The sequence below is a fragment of the Halalkalicoccus tibetensis genome, from assembly GCF_037996645.1.
In the GTDB taxonomy this organism is placed as follows: domain Archaea; phylum Halobacteriota; class Halobacteria; order Halobacteriales; family Halalkalicoccaceae; genus Halalkalicoccus; species Halalkalicoccus tibetensis.
Genome location: NZ_JBBMXV010000006.1, coordinates 108,947 through 129,326 on the forward strand (window position 1 = coordinate 108,947; position 20,380 = coordinate 129,326).

Consider the following 20,380-nt stretch of genomic DNA (forward strand, 5'->3'; position numbering starts at 1 on the left):
CTTTGATAAGCAAGTGAGTGCCTTGTATAACGGGTTGTAATTACACCACCAGTTCGTTGCCCAAGGGGCTCGGTTCCACTATACGTTCTTGATGGGCGTCCCCGCAGGCCGTAACGATCGTCAGAGATACTTCCAGTACGTGCCCGGCTCGGCGGGAGCGTACCCGTCTTTCTCTTCGACGAGATCGCCGCGTTCGAGTGCTGCTGTGATCGCTCACCTCGAACTGATCAACGAGGCTGGCGCAACGTTGGCGCGAAACATGCGTGGGGATAGTCCATCGATGAGTCCGACCCAGGTCGCTCGTGAGAAGTCGGTGGCGGCCAACCCTGACGATCAGGCGGCATTGAGACGGTTGGGGCCGCCTCCGAAGCGTGAATGGCCGATATCGGCTATGATCCTACGACGACCGATATGGCTGGCGGGAACTCGAGGAGAGCGGAATGAAGGTCTCTGTGGGGTCGAAATAGTCCTTACTTTGACTCGAACTCAGAGTAGAGGTGCTGCCTTTCATCTCCAGCCGAAGTATCGTCATCATCACTTCGGAGTGAGATCTCACGTTGTGGGAAGGGGATCTCGATCCCTTCCTCGGTGAATCGCCGCTGTATAGCACGGTTGACCTCATCGACAATACGGGGTTCTCGAAGCGGATGAGAAATGAAGATTTGAAGCTCGTACCGCAAGGCTGACTCACCGAACTCCTGGAAGAGAACGGTAGGTCGTGGCGAGGAAAGGACTCCGTTCGAATCTGCAGCGACCGATAGCAGGATCTCCTCGACGATCTTTGTACTCGTTCCGTATGCGACCTCGATCGGAATCCGGATGCGTTTCTGACGCTGCGGGGCCGACTCGTTACGTAGCTGCGCAGAGTTCAATACCGAATTTGGGATCGTGATCATCACTCGGTCAGGCGTCAGCACTGTTGTACTTCTGATCCCAATATTAGTGACCGAGCCTTTCTCGCCCGACTCAAGAACGATGAAATCGCCGATCTTGTACGTATCGTCGAAATAGAGGGCGATTCCACCGACGAAGTTCGCGATTGCGTCTTGGGCAGCGAATCCAAGAATAATCCCAAACACGCCGGCTGAAGCAAGTAGTGGGGTAATATCGATGTTCCAGACGAGTAGCAACGCGATGCCGGCGACGATAGCGACTGCAGCGGACCAGAGGTTCTTGAATACGGGAGCGAACTCGTAGTGGTTATCGTGTTCTTTGATCTCTTTAAGGGACTTACTGCCGGCCTGGATCCCGGCACGTGTCCAGAGCACGATGATTGCCGAGAGGACAATCGCCTCGAAAAACGAGAGGATCGGAGCCCCGATAAGCTCGAGACTGAGAAAGAGCCCATAGAGAAAGACCGAGAGATACAGTGGGACATAGATCTCTCGCAGAATAATGTGATGAATGGACCCTGTCGTCGATTCGACCGCGGGTGCGACCCACCGGCCTGTAAGCTCGATCACCTTCGCAGTAGTTACTGATCCGATCAAGACGATCAGTATCTGCGTTGGAAGGGTGAACCGAGCGAGTAACTCGGTGAGTTGCTCCATTAGTCTACAGCTATCGTTCAATGCTCGAAGTCCTTCTGATTATGCCGCAAGCCCGTGTGAAACCTTCTCTTAGAGGAATGTAGCCAGTCATATCCTGTCGCAAACACTCACTGCTCGCAGATTAGTAGGTGTGGCCATTTGGGCCAGCTAAATTCAGGTAAATTCGGACCTCGTCGCCGGGTGAGTAGGGGTCCGGCGCTGGTTGGGGGATGTCTTCCACTGCTGTGGGGTTGATTTGATGAAGAGTATCAGTCTATCGCTGGATAGAGATGGACCTGATTGGGAATAAGCCTACGACAGCTTCACTGGCAGGATCGCCGTCAGTGCAGTAGTTGGGCCAGTTCGTTCTCGTCGAGATCCCAGTAGTGGGCAATGTCTCCGAGCAAAGCGCCGATCGTATCACAGTTGTAGCACCGACAATTCTCGTGTGTTGCTGCGGTGAGTGCGCGGGCGATCAGTTGCCAGTCTTCGAACAGCCATTCGTCGGGGGTTCCGGCGGGCATACGTCCTGGTGGGTCCGTCTTCTGGTATAAACTCTCGGAGGATCTGGGTTGGTAGTGCCGGACGTAGACAGTGATCGAGTGGGAGTACGCGTGGAAATTGGCCCCTGGGGCCAAGGGCCGACAGCAATCTCTGTCGACGGCAGGTACTCCGTCGGCGGTCGTGTTACGAGGTAACGTGATTTAACTTCGTTGTTCCTTTTCAGTGGCGCCTTGTGCAACGGCATAGTTTTAGCACCGACGTTGCACAAGGTAAGTCGCTTCTGAAATGAGGAGGCTCGTTTGTTCTCAGTAGAGGATACGCTCTTTACCAACGGCCAATATTGTGTGTGGCTCGATACTGCTGGTAGTACGCTTTCTCGAGAGTCCGGAGGTTGTATTCATCTGGGTTCCGTTCGTGGAGTTCAGTAAGGATTCGCGGGTAGTCAGACAGCCGCAGTGCTCGGTCCTCACCAAAGAGAGCTGCAATCATGTATCAATCACAGACTGAATTGTTCGTCGGATCGTGAAACGCGAGAACGACTGGGGCGGTCGCAGTCCCGATACCGGGGATCGATATGAGGGTTCAGCTGGAGTTTCGGATCGTCAATTGAGAAGGCTGCTTCACTGATTCGCTGGACAATTTCGCAGGAACCTTGTACAGCCACTCAATATATCGATCTCGCCGTTCACGTTGAGCGGTCAGTTTCCACTGCGTTACTTTCTATCGGAGTATCAGGACCGCTGGAATTCATCGTGCTTGCCAGTATCACAAATCCCCTCAGAAGTTTGTTCGGCGAATCCGTACTGCTTGAGGTACTCGAATCGACGTTCGATCTCATCTTCTGAAACGCCTAACTCGGAGGCCAGTTCGCTCACGGATTTTGGAGCACTATCGTCCAACTGCATTCGGAGTTCGTACCCTTCCATATACCGCCGATAGTACTCCCGAACGACGTCGTCGAGTGGCGTTTGGATCCCCTCGTTTTCATCAAGTCGCTCCAGAGATTCGGACACCACCGTGACAAAGAATTCCCCACCCAGAAGCTCTACTTGGCGTTCGATTTCGTCTTCGATGACGTTGAAGTCGAGATTCGTCTGGATGAGTGTGGCCATATCGCCGATATCATCCGGACGCTCTGCAACGGCTTTGAAAAGAAAGATGTCCTCGAACGAGACGAGACCGATCGAGAAGTACTCGTCCGAAAGAAACGGCTCGCTTCGTGCACGCATTCTGTCACTGAAGAACAGTTTATCGGCGATCTGTCGGTAGAAGACGTCGAATTGGCAACCAGCGTTGTTCCGTACGCAGTGGCGTGCACCCAACTGGTCGTACTCGTCACCAAGATCAGTAACTTCCTCGTACCCGAGGTCGTCGAGTACCCCTATCAGGCGGCTGAGAGCCGCCTCGTCGACAACAACGAGATCGATGTCTTTGGTCGTGTCCTTGAGCGACGGCTCGTGAAGTGACATCGCGCCACCGCCGATGAGATACGCCTCAACCTCCATCTGGAGGTGATCTGCGATCGTCCGAAGTTCGGTCTCGATATAGGTACGACCGAAGCGTTTACGAGAGTTCATACAGTCATCTCGTAGTCTCTGGCTGTTTGTTTGAACTCTTCCCATTGGGGTAGTTGCTCAGTCGTTGTTTCTCCTTCTGTCTCGAGATAGTCGCTGAGACCGTTAACGATAGCGCGTAGATCGATCGTTGTCTCGGGAAGATAGTGTTCGGCACAGTCCTGTAATGCCGCCTGGTCGATCTCCTGCTTTTGTATCAACAACAGACAGTACGTTCGGTACCGAGAGCCATCGTCGATCAGCAGTGTATGGCAAACTAACTCTGCGGGAGTGATCTCTGAAAGTCGATCCGTCCGGACGTAGTGTCGTCGATCACGGGTGAGAAGTGGAACGCCGAAATCGCCGAACAGTGCTGGCCCAGTGGGGTGAAATCCCTCAGCGCTAACGTCATTGTCGCACGCGAAGAGATACTCGTCGTGTGTTTCCCATACAAAGTTGAGTCCAGTCGCGTGTTGTTCTGCTTCACGGCGATGTTTCTGATGGAACAGCCCTCTAGCGATCGGCACCAATACTGTGAACGGGTCGTTGAGACGGTATCGGGACTTCGATTTCCCGACAACACCAACGCGCTGGAAGTTATCTAAACGACGGTATACCGTTGCCCGGCTAATGCCACTTCGTTCAGCCAATTCAGTCGCGGTCCGTTGTTGATCGAGATAATAGAGAATCTGTAACCCAGAGCCGGCGATAAGACTAGGGAGGTCCATATGACTATATTCCGTAAGAAGTCCCTCAAATTGTTCGATTGGTTCTATATCCGTAAGCGAGACCAACTTTTGTCGACCACTTTGTCCGGTATGTACGTATCCGTCCGCTTCCAATTCGGCGACGACACGTGAGGAGTGGCCAGGGCTCCATCCGAGTTGATCAGCAAGTGTGCTGATACTCACTTCCGACTCACCCTCTATTATGAGATGTGAGATTACCCGGAGATGACTTTCCCTGATCATATTGTCTCAAAAGAGGCAAGCAATATATAAAACCTTTTCGTGATTTGAGACGTTATATATATTTTCTAATGAATATGGTCTATAGTGTTACAGACAGGTGATTGAGTAACCGGATTGATCCTGTGGGATTGTGTCAGAAGAAGATATTTTAGCGAAGTCGTTCGGTTGCCAAGAGCTGGTGTTGGATATATTCGTCCAACTGCTCGTGGACAAGCTGGTTTGACTCGGAACTGCTTCCATCAGCGTCGTGAACGGACGAACGCACCGTATTTTCGCTTGAGTCGGGAGTCCACCGTTTTGCTCTGGCTCCGTTGGCCATAGGGGTCAGTCTCCAGCCGAGTGTTCCAGGCTTTCTGCAGTGCTGAGAACTCACGGTGTTTAATCAGCGGACGAATCGAATTTTCGCGGGCCATCGCCTGAATCTGCTGATCGTCATATCCCTTGTCTTCAAGAAGAACATCAATTTCAGCTGTGTTGCGGTTGATGAGTGACGGTGCGATCTGTGTCTCGTGCTTGCGGGTCGTTGTAATGTGAAGATTGAGGATAGCGTTCGCTCTGGTATCGACTAAGAGCGTGACTTTCAATTGCTGAATCGTCAGCTTTGCCGGTTTCGTGTAGTGCTTCGAGGCGTGAGTTCGGTCGAAGCCCGAAGCGTCGATCCCCACAACACCATTTGTCGGAAGCAGTGAAACAGAGAGATTGAGAAGTACCCGCCAGACGGCCATATCAAGCCTATCGAACGCCTTGCATAGCGTTGACGGCGCGGGGAGTTCGGTGAGGTTGATCGCACTCCGAATACGGGGCATCTCGATGAGTTCGTCGAGAAGTGTTCGATACGTTGTGTCCTTCCGAACTTTGAGACACAGGAGAACGATGTGCTGATGGAGCGTGTAGCGTTGTTTCGAGAACTTCGAGGAGTATCGAGCCACGGCCCGTTGCGCTAACTGAAATGCTTCTCGACAAATCGGAACAACCGAGACTTTGGGAGGGTCTGCATCTACTCAAACTACCAACTGAATCTGTAACTCACTAAGGATTTCAACAAAGCCTCCTACCCCTCAATTCGGCGGACCACTGGCTACTCTGGTGATTCGACCCAACATTAGAAGAATAACATTTCGTAATCGCGTTTGCGATACAAATATACTCTAAATATTGTCGATCTCTGTCTATTCTTCGTCTGCAGGTTCAAGTGCGATATGTTGTGTGCATGCCCCTTCAATTGCGTTGCGAGTATACAAGAGTGGGAAGTACTCGCCAGCCACGAACTTATCAAGTAGATTGTCATAGAATGGACTTTCTGGATCCCCTGACTGGCCTGGAACGCTCATAGCCACTGAGTTGTTCCACTCGCCGACGTCAATAACCATTCGCCATGATGCTCCCGACGTCAACTGAAAGTCATCGTTGTAATTTGCGTTCCATACCGTGTATCCACTCCCGCCCATCGGTTGTGGACCCACGTTGAGCGATTCGGCCGACTCGTCGCTCACACCGGCTGCTAGTGCGTGTTCAAAGTACGCATGTTTGAGGTCGCCCCACTCCCATTCCTCGCGGTCTTCTCCTAACAGCTCTTCTACCTCACTGATCGCATCTTGGAGTGTCGAGAGCAACACGTCATCACGGGTTTCGACCGCATTTTCCTCGAAGTACTCCTCCGGATTTTCGACCGCCCCTAAAATCACCTGCACATCTGCTGTCCCAATGTGTTCAACCGCCTCTTCGTCGACGAGTTCAGCTGTAACCGCATCTTGAAGATGGTTCTCGAACCAGACTTCCGCAAGTGCTGCCTCGCTTGAGTCAGCATCAAGGACGTTATCCCACTCTGAGAGCCATTCTTGCATCTCAATCAACTGCTCTTCCTCCGGCTCTGTTTCAGCAAGCGCGTTCGTAAGGATCCGGATCGGGATCGAAAGGAAATCGGTCTGCAAGTCCGTAGAATCTTCGAGCGAGTGGGGCATCTCTTCGGAGAATTCCGACAGCACTTCCTCGATACGGTTGTAGCGATACGGTGCTGCCCAGCCGTCAAACCCGATTGGTGGGTCATCAACTGGATAGTCCTCAGGTAAGTTGAACTGGTTCGCTGTCGCAACCCACCCACGATCAGGGTTGACTTCTCGTGGGAGGTTCGACTGATGGAGATACCCATCCCATTCGTACCGTCCATCACCTGGGACAGGCAGCAAGCCGTCCCAGTTCTCGCGGACCGGTGTTCTCCCTCCAGGGAACCAACCGATGTTTCCATCTGTATCAGCAGCAACTTGGTTTTCTGGTGGCGCTCCCCAGCCTCTCATCTCATCTGTGAGTTCACCTTCCATCGCAGCCTGGAACTCATCAAGGTTTTCTGCGCGCATATAACCAAGACCACCGAAATACGCGTTCGTACCGGGATCTGTCCACACGGTACGGACGGCAAAGGCGACATTCCTCTCAGGATCCTCATGGATGACTGGGCCGTGTCTCGTGAATTTCAGTTCGATTTTACAGTCATCGCCGTCGCGGACTTCCAGAGTTTCTGTCTCTACGTCCATTGATTCCCATTCGTCCTCATAACGGTACTCGTTGGGATTATCTGGGTTCGTTTCATAGACGTACAGATCCTGCTGATCGATATAGATGATCGTTAGCCCAAATGCTGTGTGTCCGTTATGTCCAATTGAGATACCGGGGAGACCAGGTTCGCCTGCACCGATAACGTTGAATTCAGGCGAGCTGATGTGGGCTATATAGCGTAGTGAGGGGACACCATGCGCTCGGTGAGGATCGTTCGCTACGATTGGCCTCCCTGTCTCGGTCAGTTCCGGGCCAACAGCCCAGTTGTTACTCGCAGATGGACTCTCCATGTCCATCAGCTCCGGGACATCAGACGCTGTCGGTTCACCCACATTGTTCGCACGTTTTACTGTTGAGAGGTCATCAAGCACCTCTGAATTACGAACGTCTTCTTCCTCAAAGGAGATGCTCGTATGGGCCATCGTGGCCATGCTGAATACGTCGAGGACGTCTTCTGGGATGAGATCAAGGTCAAGTCCGTCCGGGATCTCGAGTTCCCAGTCTTCTGGATTGAGCCATTCTCGTACGCGTTCGACGTCTTCGTCGAACTCTCGGAGCGTTACTGCTCGTTGGACTTCATTCGATAAGTTGAGCGTAATTGCATGCGCACGCATTTGAACGATATCTTCGGGCGCCCATTGCCGGGGTTCATAGTCGAGCGCTTTGAATTCAACCGGCAACAGATCCGGGTTGTCAGCCGTTTTGTCGATAAATGCATTAACGCCATTTGCGAAACCCGTAGCAATTGTTTCGGCATCAGGTCCATATGCACCCCACTCATCATCCATGTCGTCACGATAGGTGAAGAGTCGCGCAGCGCGATCGTACTCAACCCAGTCATCTCCGAAAACTTCGGAGAGTTCACCGAGGTAGCGGCGATGCCAGAGATCGATCTGCCAGAGTCGGTCTCGAGCAGCGTTAAATCCTTGTACGAACGCAATATCCTCAATGTTATCTGCGTACATATGGGGCACTCCCCATTGATCGACGAGAATTTCTGCCGATTCTCGAAGGCCGTCTAACGTATAGGTGTCCGATTTTATTTTGCCTACTTTTTTGTCGCCACCGGCGGCGCCGACTCCAGTAAAGTATGGGGCTGTGAGTGCGCCTGCGGTGAGTCCACCGAATGCCCGGCGTGATAACCACCACTGGTTATCTTGTTGATCTTCTGCTCCTCCGTGGTTGGTGTTACCATTCACCATAATATTTCTTGATGAAGGACATCTACAAATAGTTTATTCGAACCTTTCAAAGTTTGAAGTATAGAATTAAATAATGCTACTACTATTTATCATATATTCTGATTCCACCATTGTTGAAACAGACCTATTCAACTTGAAACGAGTTTGATAGGTTCTACAGGTACTTACGGTAGGTATCCGGATCAGTAGGGCCGTATTTACCGTTCTCTTCGACACTCGTCTTCCGTACCTAGCCACTCTGTCGTGACTTGCCACTCTACTACTACTAAGGTGAGTCCAGTTCCTGCACCGATCGACTTCAGTATTTGCCTCCGATGCATAGAATACTGGAGCATAGATCATTAACAATAAGGATATGAATAGTTACTATGAAAATGACATGCTATCAATTTTCTGAAGACTGCACAGATGGTCTGTTGGAAGTGGTCAGATTGTCTATTATTTCCTTATCCGTTCTCAATTCTGTATTCATCATTGACATTTTCTCGGAACGTGATTGATACTTCAGTCCACCGGATGTGGCTGTCTTTTAGCTATTAGTAAGAAGATGAACGATTCTCATGCTATTGATAGAATAGCGCCAAAAAGCCCTGTAATCACGAGGCTAACTTTAACCGCAGAGTGTCCTACAGTTGGGGACTGGCTGTCTACAACGTAGATCATTACCGACACGTTTTATCTATCTATATATAATACTGCTCGCATGGATCGACGACAGTTCATTCAAACGAGTAGTGTACTACTGAGTGGAACGACGTTAGCAGGCTGCTTGGGTGGTGACAGTGACGAATCAGAAGACAATGGAACCGACGCAGCCGGCCCCGAGTTCCCCGCATACGATCTTCCCGGCTACAGTGCATGGCCACCGAACGATCCCCGGACAAATGATTTCGTCCTGTTCGGCCATCTCAATATCGAGCATCTTCATGGAACTGCTGGCGACGAGGAGGAGAGCCCCGATGAAGCCCCAACAGCTGCGGACGATGAGGACGTGTTACTCTCGTTGCCAGGCTACGGCTTTATTATCACAGCATTCTGGTTCCAGTTGGGACTGTGGGGCTATCCATGGGAAGGGACACTCGGTAGCGAAAACGAGCCCGATGGCATGGCGACAGAGGCACTGACAATGACCGAGGGAACGTTCGTTTTCCACGGGGAGTACGACCCGTCAGTGTTTGCAAACGAGTATGCTGAGGGGTTCGAAGAACGCGAGACCAACGAGTTCACGGTATTCGAGGGTCGAGATGGCGAAAATACGGAGGGGTTCGCATACGCCGTCTCAGAGAATGCAGTGGTGGTTGCCCTTTCCTCGGAGGATATTGAGGAACACGACGAGATCGTGGGTACTCTCGATGAGGCGCTTATGAATCGCGTTGATGAAGCCGGACGTATAGTGGATCAAGATGATGGCGAGTGGCTCTATGAGACAACTGGACCGGCGGATATGGTAACTGGGTTCTGGCGCGTCGAGGGCCTCGAAGAAGAGGATCTACAAACCGGTGACGAGGAAAGCGATGAGGTGGAGGAGGAGGCCGCCTCCATTGAGGACAATCCGGTTTTCGCTAACGTAGACAGCTTCATTAGCATGGTAGTGCTCCCTGAGTCGGAAGGAGGTGTCGGCGGTGACACTGTAGCAGCGCGATTTGCCGCACTATATCCCGAGGGAGAGGTCCCATCCGAGGACGAGCTCCGTGAAGAACTGATGGCCAGTGATCCTGACGGAGATCTCGATGTCATGACCACTGATGACCGGGCTCATGTGATGATCGAAGGCATTGACGACGATGTTCAGTAGCCAGACCGGGTTACTCTGGTCCTATTGAAATTCCCAAGGCGATGATCGGTTCAGACCTCTTCAAACTACCTCCATCGACCCAGTGGTAAGCAATGTGGTCGGGATATTATCGCAGGTAGTTGTCCTTCATTGACTCAAAAATCGGTATACGTCCTCTGGTGACGTCTGCAGCTCTCCCGTCCCTTTCAGTATCATCTCTCACATATCATCACGATGCCTCAAAATGTAGCTAGGGGACGATTCAGTTCCTCATATTTATCTCGCCGCTGTAGTGGTTTGTATGTGATACTCCAGCGGCCTACAGATATCTGATTCACTAAGCGTTTTTGGGAGTTAAGAGCATCAAGTACGGCTGATTCAAGGCTTCGAGCTTGAGTTCCTTACTCGCCTCGTTGCCGGTGTGAGATGCTTCCTCTACCGTTCACTGAAGCCTAGTATCCGTTATCAGGTATCCGTTCTGTCAAAATACCACCGAATAAGCCACGCATCAAGGGGATACGGAAGTTCTATGCAGAGCCGTCGTTTCATACTGATCTCGTACTCCGGTCTGGGTACTGGTAACGGTCGACTCCACTCGTTGGCGATCGTCGCGTCGGCGAGCCAAGCGACGAAATCCGTTACTCCCTCGTAGGGAAGGTCGACCTGTGAGGGGTCGGCCCGCTCTTGAAGCTCGAGCCAGAAGCGCAGTTTCCCGCTGTCCGAGTCGAACTCCCGGTCGCTAAGATGGGATTTGATCTCCTCGAACGTTCCTGTATCGATCTCGAATCCGAACGCTGCCGGATCGTAGTTCGCGACGATGAAGCCTGTAATCGTATGAAAGCAGGTCTCACAGTGGTTGCATGATACTGATGTGTCGCCGCCGTAGTCACAGCTACTGATCTCCCAGTTCATCTCTTTGCCTGTGAAGTGCGCACCGAGGAGTTCGATTTTGTCTTGACGCGTTAGCCCCTCTGCATCTGATTCAACTCTTGTTTTTCCCCATCGAAGATTGTCAACCAAAAGTGACTGTGTCGATTTCGGATATCGCGTATGAGGGAGATAATCCGCTGACTGGTAGATGTCCGTAAGGCCATGTTTGTATGCGAGAGGAGCCGTAAAACCGGGATAGCCGATCCCGAGAAACATCGCCCGATCCCAGGACTCGTTGAGGTGGTGGCGATGGTAGAGGTTCACCATGAACTTCTTGACCGTCGATTTGATGTTCGTCTCGATCGCGTGAGTTGTGAGTTCTTCTTCGGCCGCGAAAGCGCCGATCATCCGCCGACGTTGCTTCCATGCGTTCTCTCGAGTTTCCGTTTCCTTCCGGACCGTGATGAGATGTGGCTGCTGGTCTCGATGACGAAGGTACGTCGTCGTCGAGTCGACACCGCCTGTAAAGAGGACCCCTGAACGACTCTCTTCCGAATCGGGGTTAGATGAGCCGTTATCGACGAGGTCCTTGTAATGGAGGGAACTCTTCGCCTCGAATGGTGCAGTTGGATACAATTGTGCATATCCGTCGTGGAGTGCAGGAAGCGACCGGCAGAAGCTCTTGTCTATCTTATCAATGTAGATGTCGGCGCCTCTGATCCAGGCGACGGGACACAGCGTTGCCAAGAGGGGGACCGCAAGAATGCTTTCGGGAACGTCGGAGACGTCCTCGGAGTATCGTATATACGGGTCGATATCCCTCAAGAACCGCTGGAGACGCCGTGAATACGACAAGCTATATCGGACCTCGGTCTGGTCGTGAACAGAGATCTCGTCTACAGTGATTCGCGGTCTCATCGACACCGCTTGACCTCTCACTGTTATCAACATCTGGGATTAGGATCTACGCCGAGTTACCTGCAGACTGCTCTCGAACTGTAGTTTTGCCCCACTCTATCCAGGGATCCCCTTAGGCGTAGTATCGGTCTTCTCGCGGTGAATGACATAGTAGTGAGCTCCTATCTCTCGAGGTTGAACATATGACGACGGGTCGCCTCACAACTCGAGCATCGATACGTATACACGACGGTACGTCCGTTCGTTTCTGAGTTCCATTCGGCGTCTTCGTCGATATGACCACACTCCGGGCATTTTTTCTCCGAATTCTCGTACCGGTCGTGTACCCGTTCGAAGGGACTCCTCCCTGATAGCCTATGTGACATACTAGCACATCGCACTCGGACACCAAAAGTACCGGGGAATATTTCCGCATTACGTCTATGAGTGGAATGAGTTTCTTACAACCTGCTTTTTGCGGTGGCGAGTTCGGGAAAGGAGTCCGGTTTATTGATTCGAATAAGTATCTTTTCTCACCTATGGGGGAACACAGATTTAGTGGGTAAGATATAAGTTACTTACCCACAATAGTGTGGATAGAGACAGACCAATGATGGACTCTTCGCAGGCCTCAGCGTTCGATCAGGCCGTGATCGCTCACCTCGAAACAACGGATGACGCTGCCGCGACGTGGGCACGAAACGCACTCGGGGATAGCCAATCGATGAGTCCGACTCAGGTCGCTCGCGAAGAGTCGGTGGCGGCCGATCCTGACGATCAGGCGGCCGTTGAGACGGTTGGAGACGCCTACGAAGCCTGGGTGGGCGATATCGGCTATGATCCTGCAACGACCGATATGGCCGGCGGCGAGCTCGAAGGCCAGGAGAGCGAGGTATGAAGGTCTACGTCGAGTCGAAAGACCAGATCCTCGAGAAGCAAGCTGATAGTCGCGGCCGGGTGACGCTTGGCAGTGAGTACGCGAACAGGAAGGTGCAGTTGGCGGTGCTTGAGGTCGACGGCGAGGAGTAGTCTTCTCGGTGATCGAGCTTCGTGCCTTGTGCAACGAATTGGCTGACTATTGGAGCGTGTTGCACAAGGCAGGCTTGGAGTATGATGGTTTGCAGTCGGCTAGGAGCGTCGTCTACTGGGTATTTTCGGCGGGTACGAGGTCCTGGTGACGAAAAGCGAGTGGGAGTGTCTCGCCGGTCTCGAGTTCTTCGAGTCTGTAAGAGTAGGCATCTGTCGGCCGATCCGTTTGGACGTCGAGATCGTCGGCCAGTACGTCGACGACTTCACAGACCGTGCCGTGGGTATGGGCATCCGGATCAGTTGGATCCAGATAGATTTGGACCTCATCGCCGAGGGTGTAGGGGTCCGGTGCTGGCTGGGGGATGTCTTCCACTACTAGGGGGTGGTTCGATGTGGCGTATCAGTCTATCGCTGGGAAGAGACGGACCTGATTGGGGAGATACCTACGACCGCTTCTCGGGGTTCGCTGTCAGTGCAGTAATTGGGCCAGTTCGCGTTCGTCGAGGTCCCAATAGTGAGCAATGTCGTCGAGCAAGGCATCGATGGTATCGCACTTGTAGCACCGGCAGTTCTCGTGTGTTGCGTCGGTGAGTGCGCGGGCGATGAGTTGCCAGTCTTCGAACAGCCATTCGTCGGGAGTTCCGGCGGGCATACGCTGGAGTGGGTCCGTCTTCTGGTATACACTCTCGGAGAGTCTGGGGTGGTAGTCGAACGTGGGCGGTAATTGAGTGGGAATACGCGTCGAAAGCGGCCCACTGGGCGCGGGCCGACAGCAATCTCTGTCGATGGCAGGTACTCCGTCGACGACCGTGTTACGAGGTGACGTGAGTTAACTCCGTTGTTCTTTTTAGTGGTGCCTTGTGCAACGGCGTAGTTTTAGCACTGACGTTGCACATTTTCAACTGGACGACAACGTACTCTCGATCGGCTGTGGACCAGCTTTGAGCCAGTTGAAATCGTGGAAGATATTGGCCAGAATGGGCACGTGCATGCTATTGTGCCCCGCTCGATATCGACACGAAATTCGCGCTCGTTCAAAAACGAGGGAACACGTTTGGGACGAACTTGAGGTGGCTATAAGCGGGAGCACATCACTACCGGTGTAAGTATTATGTGTAATCGTGACGGACATGGCGGTAATAGATGCTGGACGATCAGAAAATTCAGCGGGAGATTCTAAAATTCCTCTACCAACAGTGGGTGGAAAACCCCCGCGGCCAGACGAACACTGGTGAAGTGGGTAAAGAACTGGAGGACATCTTCGAGAACGGGTATAAATACCATCTGACCCGGCTCAACGACAACGGCTATATCAACACTGAATCCTTATCGGCGCGGCACCAGTACGTGAACATCTCGATCACTGGTATCGAGAAGCTCACCCAAGACGGATACGAGACGATCCTGGTAGATGACCACCGATACGCGATTCTGCGCGTACTGTATGAGATCGATCGCCAAAAGGGAGGTGCAGCCCACAACCACGTGGGTATGGACATCCTCCAGGAAGAGATCGAGATTGACGACGAGACGTTGAAACAGAACATCTGGTACTTGGAGGAGAAAAGATTGGTAGAGACAGGGCCAGGTAGGATGTTATCCGTCCAAATCACTGCGAGGGGGCGGAACCGGTACGAAGAGCATCGGAACGACAACACGCAGATCCCACGGACCCATACTGGTGCAAGATGGACCCAGCATACAATCGCCCAGGGCGATTTCGAGAAGGCGAACAGCGTGTTCCGGGATTTCGTGGAACTCGCCCGGGATGAAGTGATTATCATCGACTCGTATGCCAAAGCAGGCCTCTACGAAATGCTCGAAGCCGTCCCGGGCACGGTTGACGTCCGGGTGATCGGTTCGGATCGACAGCTGAATGACGAACACAGGGAGGCATACCGTACATTCGCGAGGGGTCGGCCCGGGGAAACGGAACTACGATTTCTTGAGTACAACGAATGGCCGTTCCATGGCCGGTACATGATCCGAGATCGGGAGGATGGATATGTCTGGGATCACACCTTCGCCGACTCCGGTAGCGGCCATCACACGATCAGTGAGGTCCGCCCCGTGAACTTGGAAAATACCATGGCAGATTTTGACCAAGCATGGGGGCGAGGTGAGGTTGTGGAATGAAACACCACGAGGAATTCAACATCCCTATCCCGGCCGACGAGGGCGGAATGATCGGCCGTCAATGCCCACGATGCGCGAGAAAATTCGAGATCGAAGAAGAGACCTACTTGGATCAGGGTTACACGAACCTCCGGTGTCCATACTGTGAACTAATCGCAGAGCTTGATGCCTACTTTACCGAGGAACAAATCGAATATGTATATGGAGTGACCCAAGAACAGGGACGGCGAATCATGGAGGAGGTCATCGAAAGCACGCTCGGAGAGGTCCCCGAGGTGAAGGGCGACTTTATCGAATTCACCCACAACTTCGATGATGTCGATCTCGGGACAGTCGGTGCAGAATCCCCGCACCTCTCGATCGAGATGGACACCATTGAGTGCGATGAGTGCGGCTTTCGATATGCTGTCGAGGAAGGCCGAACCGGCGTGTGCCCCGTTTGCCGATAGAATTGTTATTCAAAAATTCGGAAATAGTACTCTGATATGCGCTCTATTATTTTACACGCCCCCTATGAACCATCTAATACAAACAGGTAAATCAGCCGAGTTCGGCCCTTCCAAGCCACAGTTGAAGCTACATTAAGACTACCCTGAAGGCTTTTGTAACTACATTGGCCAGTAGAGGCCATGAGACAAGGGTCACCCGAGGAATTCCATGAACTGGAACCACAGGACGTGCGCGAATATTGGACTCACGAGGCTCACGATTTCACGCCATGGTTGGCGAACTCAATCGAATCTGAAGAGGTCTCTCATCTCGAGGATATCCTCGGACTGGATTTGGAGGTGACCGAGATAGAGAAGAGTGTCGGAAAATACAATGTCGATATCGTAGCCGAAGTCGTCGACGACAGTCGCCAGGTCGTCATCGAGAACCAACTGAGTTCTTCCGATCACGACCACTTGGGGAAGTCTATTGCTTACGCGGCCGGTGTCGATGCGGACATTATCGTTTGGATCTCGCCGACGTTCAACGACGAGCACCGAGACGCTATCCAATGGTTGAACAAAAACAGCCGGGAGGGCGTCGACTTGTTCGCCATTCGGCTCGAAGTATGGCGGATCGGCGAATCACCTCCAGCAGTCCGATTCAATCCAGTCGAAGACCCCAGCGAGTGGAAGGAGAAAGCCAAGCGGTCTGAGGGCGAGTTGACGGAGACAAAGAAACTCCAGGAGGAGTACTGGACGCAGTTCCGCGATCTGATCGACAGCAAGGATACCCCGTTACGAGCGCGAAAGCCGAAGCCACAGCACTGGTACAACAATCCGATCGGGAAATCGGGCTACAAACTCCAGTTCACGGTCAACACGGTGGAGAATAGGCTGTACGCTCAGCTCATTATCAAGGACGACTCGGAGGCTTTCCAGTCCTTGGAGCAACAGAAAGAGCAGATCGAGGAGGAGATGGGTGAGTCGTTCATCTGGCACCCGCCAGAGGAGGCTCAGGGAGAGAGTAACCGGAGCAAGATTACGCTTCGTCGAGAGGGTCATCTAACGGAAAAGGGCGACTGGGATCAGTACCACCAATGGATGCTGAAGCGAGGAGAACAATTCCATGAGGTATTCGCTGGTCGGATTCAGACCGTTTGAAAAGATACAATAAGATCCTATTGACGATAGGTGCACGCTTTGCCGCTAAAACCTTACTTTACCGTACACTTATCTTATATACCGTTACCTGCTAGCCACTCACAAGACGATAGGTAACCTAACACTCATAAGCAGGTTAGTGCACCAGAGGCCCGAATCCCGCTGGCACGGGTGGCGGGCCGTCCCCGACCAATGGACCTCTGTTACGGTAGGATTGCATCCGACCCTCCACACCGGATCAAATTAAGGTTTTCTACCGTCGGGAGCATCATTTGCAGACCCCCAACGACAGACTACATGCAATATCCCAGTATAGAACACTGGATTCGAGTCGAAAACGAGCGGCAAACTAGCGTTGACGATCAGGTTACAACGGCAAGCTGGCTATACGAACGCGCGTATACCGCCCCAAATGAGCGGCAGATACGACGGCGAGAACTCAAAGAAGAGATTGGTGACCGTCTCGATCATACTCTCAAGACGATTCTCGACAACCTACTCGAGATCGGCGTTATCGAGAAAATGACTCTCCCGGGAGCACAGGCATTTGTTCTTCACGAACGGACCGGTAAATCCTTCTTCGGAGTGCAGTCGAGTCAGAACGAGATCCAAGTACTGCTGAACGAAGAGGTCTCACGACTCCTCGCGGATATTCGAGAGCAGAACCGTCCTCCTCGAGTTAGTGCTACCGCTGATGGTGGTACCATTGAGGGAGATTCGTCAGTTACTCTCCGTGAGTTCGTTGCTGATACACTTGATATCCCACCTGAGTCCGTTGAGTCGGAGTTGACCGCTATTGACGAGACAAATGAAGATCTGGACGCTACCTTTGATCGAATGACTCAGTTTGACGCGGTAGTTGCAGCGATAAAGGATAGTGACGAATTCTCACGTCAAAAGAACTATGACCAGATGGGATGGAGAAACCGAGCTCATCGTTGGACTCTCTCCGAGCAAGCTGTGAGAGTTGAAGCACAGGGACAAGCATAATGATCTGAGGATACGAGCGGTACATATCTACAGATTTCTTTTTAACAGCTCCGTCAGCCATCGAGCCGATTATTGACCTCTATCGACTATGATAGAACCAATCGTACCACTTACTGATGCCTACGAACTCATTTTTGAATTCCCTCGTGTCGTACTATTCGATCACTGCTATAACCGCTCTCGCGAATTCTTCTAGATCGCGATCAGGCAGCTTCCGGTTGAAGAACACAAAGACCCTGATAATTGCGCTGGTTGTAGAGTGGTTTGGGCTTCTTGAGACCGTTTGCATCCCTATAGTACGCTGTGTTCTGAGTCAGTGAGGTTCTGCAATTCGGAGTAGTCTATCTTGACAGATAGTTTAACATTTAGTATATTTTTGCCTTTGATAATAGAAACTGATGGGTTCTGTAGAGCATCCCTAACTATATATAAATAGTAGTTATCACTATTATCCTTCAATCGTCCGAATTGCTTCTGAGTCAGATTGACACTTGGCGATTCTTTTTTACTTCCTTTGACCTCAATAACTCTTGACTCGGATTGGATATCGTATCCTTCGATTTCTTCGTGTCGGGAGAGAGCCTTAGCATCTCTCCCTTCCTCCGCTTCAACTAACAGAGCGGACTCTATAGCCACCTGCTCGACGATCGAGATCTCGTTGAGGTTGCTTTCAACACCGATAGCATCAAAGAACTGCTTCCATTGGTGCACATCGGCTCTCTCTTCGAGATATTCGGTTGAGAGAAACAAGGTTCTGGTAGGAATCAGGCCCGCCGTATGAAGTGCTTCGATTCGGTGGTTAGGGTAGTACTCCGCTGGATATAGGATATCCTCTGGTGATACCCATTCTCCGTCTTTGCTCTTTACTTTGATATCGCCGAGGTCGGGTACAGTAACCACTCCCTCGTGAAACAGGTCTAAAATTTCTATCGTTTGCTCTATCTTCCGTTCCTCGGATAGATCCGACCATTCGGGCTCGAATTCGATTGGCTCCTCCCCAGAGGATGAATCAGTTGTTTTCGCCTGTTCGGAAACACCACCTCCACCCCCTTGCTCAAGCGACTTGATCGTATCCTTCCCACGCAACCTTTTGTCGATATCCGCCTGATCGAAAGTTTTGGCGCCGAGTAGTTCTAGCGTCTCTATCGCTGTTTCATCCGCTATTCTCGGGTGTAGAATCGTGATATCGTCTCGTATATCGCTCGATAGCTCAAGGTCGTCATCCAGCACACGCACATTTCGGGGTATTTCGAGCTCATCTGCCTCCGTGAGAGTAATCTCTTCTCTTCTGAGCTTGGTGCCCAACAGAGTATTTTCAGTCCACTCGCCTATCTCCCGGTACAGCTGCGAGAAAAAGTCGGTATCCCCCTCCTGTGCCTTTAATTCGAAAAGCCGGTTCATGCTATCGGATAAGCCCCTGTTCGGAGAGTAAGTCGGTCCGGAAGTCATCTCCTGTTCTAACGCAGCAGCAACCTCGCAATCGGGATGGAGTCGCGACTTGTTCGGATACAGCTTGTCAAACTCGTTGTCTGAGATTAACTCGCCGATTGAGGAGTCAATGTTCACGCAGCGGCAGGGTCGGCCGAACTCATCATTGACCGTCAGGAGTACCGGTGCGTCCTTGAGGTGGTCCTGTAATGGCCTATGAATCTCGTCGTCGAAAAGAGAATGCCCGCCTTTCTGCGGGTAGAGGACGGTAGTGAAGTTCTTGCGCCAATCCGAATCCTGCTTGAACGCCGGGATTGCTTGGCCTATAATCAGCTCAAATATCTCCTGTGCTAACCACCGATTCCACAGAGCATCTCGGTGAATTGTCTCTCGCCCAGGTGCCGTTAGGAAATCTGCTTGGACTAAGAAATTGAGACCGCTGGGAACCTCTTTTAGCGGCAGGAAGCTAAATACCCCGATATGCGCCGTCCCTTCCTGTTTTTGCAGAACGTTATCTGTATTGAGTTCGAAAGCAACGATGATCTCACGGTGGTTAATTGTATGCCTCTCCCACTGCTTGGTCATGCGGTCCTCTTTGACTCGCCCTGGTACCTCGACAGTGTCGGTAAATCGTAACCAGCGCGTCGTCTCAGTCTCGTCGTTTCTCTCGGTGGTGACCTCGACGATGTCGTATTCATCCCGGGTAGTGACTATCGATTTCGAGATGGTCTTTTCGACGCCGTTGACTTCATCGATGATCTCGATCTCCTCTAAATTCTTCAGGAATAAGATGGTCCGATCGGATATCTGGCCTACGTCCAATTCGCTCGTGAGCTTGTCGAACGTCTCCTGACTGATATCATCGGAAAATGGAATCTCGAATTTCGTGTTGTACTCATCCGGAAACGTCTGGGCATCATCGTGTATCCAGATGGGGATGATTTGCCACGGGCTCTGAGTGGGGTCAGACCAGCTGTGTTTGTCGAATTCGAACTGATACTCACCCGAGTATATCCGTGGATTATCCGAAATTAAAAAGACGGATTTGAAGCCGACACCAAGGTAGCCGATGTAGTCCTCACCTTTGTCAGGGTTCGCTTTTGAGGACTGCCCGACGTTACAGACACTTTCGACGTCGTCATAGTCAAATTCTCGCCCATCATTGAGTATAGTAACTGCATCTTCGGTAAGCCGCAGGGAGAAGGAATTGCTTTGGCTGTCGTCGGCGTTTTGGATAAATTCCATCAGGAAGTGCCATTGTTCGGGGAATGCTTTTTCCAGCCGATTGATTGCCCCCGCAAGAGCTGCCATGAGGCTCTCGTCGCTACTTTCTTGCCTGTTATTCAACCGAC

Annotated in this window: 17 protein-coding genes and 1 pseudogene; 8 read left to right on the plus strand and 10 right to left on the minus strand. The window is 51.8% G+C overall.

Going from position 1 to position 20,380, the window contains the following annotated elements; genetic code table 11:
- Window positions 1-470: 470 nt before the first annotated feature.
- The 6 genes and pseudogenes from WOA58_RS17005 to WOA58_RS17030 form a co-directional block, all read right to left on the minus strand.
- Window positions 471-1,550: a mechanosensitive ion channel family protein gene (locus WOA58_RS17005; protein ID WP_340605482.1), complete on the minus strand. Its 1,080-nt coding sequence runs from the start codon at window positions 1,548-1,550 to the stop codon at window positions 471-473.
- A gap of 320 nt (window positions 1,551-1,870) precedes the next feature.
- A complete protein-coding gene (locus WOA58_RS17010; RefSeq protein ID WP_340605483.1) occupies window positions 1,871-2,053 on the minus strand; it encodes a hypothetical protein in 183 nt (60 codons plus the stop codon).
- Window positions 2,054-2,764: 711 nt separating this feature from the next.
- Complete coding sequence (locus tag WOA58_RS17015) at window positions 2,765-3,538, minus strand: hypothetical protein (protein ID WP_340605484.1); 774 nt, start codon at window positions 3,536-3,538, stop codon at window positions 2,765-2,767.
- 68 nt (window positions 3,539-3,606) lie between these two features.
- Window positions 3,607-4,314, minus strand: coding sequence for a helix-turn-helix domain-containing protein (locus WOA58_RS17020; RefSeq protein WP_340605485.1), 708 nt, complete (start codon window positions 4,312-4,314; stop codon window positions 3,607-3,609).
- Window positions 4,315-4,799: 485 nt separating this feature from the next.
- Window positions 4,800-5,554: pseudogene (locus WOA58_RS17025) on the minus strand (IS5 family transposase); the annotation flags it as partial.
- Between the two features lie 172 nt (window positions 5,555-5,726).
- On the minus strand, window positions 5,727-8,312 hold the full coding sequence (locus tag WOA58_RS17030; protein WP_340605486.1) for a penicillin acylase family protein: 2,586 nt from the start codon (window positions 8,310-8,312) through the stop codon (window positions 5,727-5,729).
- A 703-nt stretch (window positions 8,313-9,015) separates the two neighbouring features.
- Between WOA58_RS17030 and WOA58_RS17035 the strand changes: the two genes are divergently transcribed.
- Window positions 9,016-10,107 (plus strand): hypothetical protein, encoded by a 1,092-nt coding sequence (locus WOA58_RS17035; protein WP_340605487.1) that lies wholly within the window; start codon window positions 9,016-9,018, stop codon window positions 10,105-10,107.
- A 444-nt stretch (window positions 10,108-10,551) separates the two neighbouring features.
- Here WOA58_RS17035 and WOA58_RS17040 read toward each other — a convergent pair whose 3' ends face one another.
- Both WOA58_RS17040 and WOA58_RS19125 read right to left on the minus strand, forming a co-directional pair.
- A complete protein-coding gene (locus WOA58_RS17040) occupies window positions 10,552-11,874 on the minus strand; it encodes an adenine nucleotide alpha hydrolase family protein (RefSeq protein ID WP_340605488.1) in 1,323 nt (440 codons plus the stop codon).
- Window positions 11,875-12,035: 161 nt separating this feature from the next.
- Window positions 12,036-12,239: an HVO_0649 family zinc finger protein gene (locus WOA58_RS19125; protein ID WP_390220975.1), complete on the minus strand. Its 204-nt coding sequence runs from the start codon at window positions 12,237-12,239 to the stop codon at window positions 12,036-12,038.
- Between the two features lie 338 nt (window positions 12,240-12,577).
- Between WOA58_RS19125 and WOA58_RS17045 the strand changes: the two genes are divergently transcribed.
- The 3 genes from WOA58_RS17045 (at window position 12,578) to WOA58_RS17055 (ending at window position 13,261) form a co-directional block, all read left to right on the plus strand.
- Complete coding sequence (locus WOA58_RS17045) at window positions 12,578-12,751, plus strand: hypothetical protein (RefSeq protein WP_340605489.1); 174 nt, start codon at window positions 12,578-12,580, stop codon at window positions 12,749-12,751.
- The gene (locus WOA58_RS17050) at window positions 12,748-12,882 is read left to right on the plus strand and encodes a hypothetical protein (RefSeq protein WP_340605490.1); all 135 of its coding nucleotides are present in this window, start codon (window positions 12,748-12,750) and stop codon (window positions 12,880-12,882) included. Before WOA58_RS17045 ends, WOA58_RS17050 begins: the two co-directional genes overlap by 4 nt.
- A 145-nt stretch (window positions 12,883-13,027) precedes the next feature.
- A complete protein-coding gene (locus WOA58_RS17055; RefSeq protein WP_340605491.1) occupies window positions 13,028-13,261 on the plus strand; it encodes a hypothetical protein in 234 nt (77 codons plus the stop codon).
- Between the two features lie 90 nt (window positions 13,262-13,351).
- On the opposite strand, the gene WOA58_RS17060 is transcribed toward WOA58_RS17055, so the two are convergent.
- Window positions 13,352-13,534: a hypothetical protein gene (locus tag WOA58_RS17060; protein ID WP_340605492.1), complete on the minus strand. Its 183-nt coding sequence runs from the start codon at window positions 13,532-13,534 to the stop codon at window positions 13,352-13,354.
- A gap of 491 nt (window positions 13,535-14,025) precedes the next feature.
- On the opposite strand from WOA58_RS17060, the gene WOA58_RS17065 reads away from it, so the two are divergent.
- The 4 genes from WOA58_RS17065 to WOA58_RS17080 all read left to right on the plus strand — a co-directional run bounded on the left by WOA58_RS17065 (window position 14,026) and on the right by WOA58_RS17080 (window position 17,600).
- Window positions 14,026-15,018: a hypothetical protein gene (locus tag WOA58_RS17065; RefSeq protein WP_340605493.1), complete on the plus strand. Its 993-nt coding sequence runs from the start codon at window positions 14,026-14,028 to the stop codon at window positions 15,016-15,018.
- Window positions 15,015-15,467, plus strand: a complete 453-nt coding sequence (locus WOA58_RS17070; RefSeq protein WP_340605494.1) for a hypothetical protein — start codon at window positions 15,015-15,017, stop codon at window positions 15,465-15,467. The genes WOA58_RS17065 and WOA58_RS17070 overlap by 4 nt, the downstream gene beginning before the upstream one ends.
- A gap of 180 nt (window positions 15,468-15,647) precedes the next feature.
- Complete coding sequence (locus tag WOA58_RS17075) at window positions 15,648-16,610, plus strand: DUF4268 domain-containing protein (RefSeq protein ID WP_340605495.1); 963 nt, start codon at window positions 15,648-15,650, stop codon at window positions 16,608-16,610.
- A gap of 297 nt (window positions 16,611-16,907) precedes the next feature.
- Window positions 16,908-17,600 (plus strand): hypothetical protein, encoded by a 693-nt coding sequence (locus WOA58_RS17080; RefSeq protein ID WP_340605496.1) that lies wholly within the window; start codon window positions 16,908-16,910, stop codon window positions 17,598-17,600.
- Between the two features lie 291 nt (window positions 17,601-17,891).
- Here WOA58_RS17080 and WOA58_RS17085 read toward each other — a convergent pair whose 3' ends face one another.
- On the minus strand, window positions 17,892-20,339 hold the full coding sequence (locus WOA58_RS17085; protein WP_340605497.1) for a protein NO VEIN domain-containing protein: 2,448 nt from the start codon (window positions 20,337-20,339) through the stop codon (window positions 17,892-17,894).
- Window positions 20,340-20,380 lie beyond the last annotated feature (41 nt).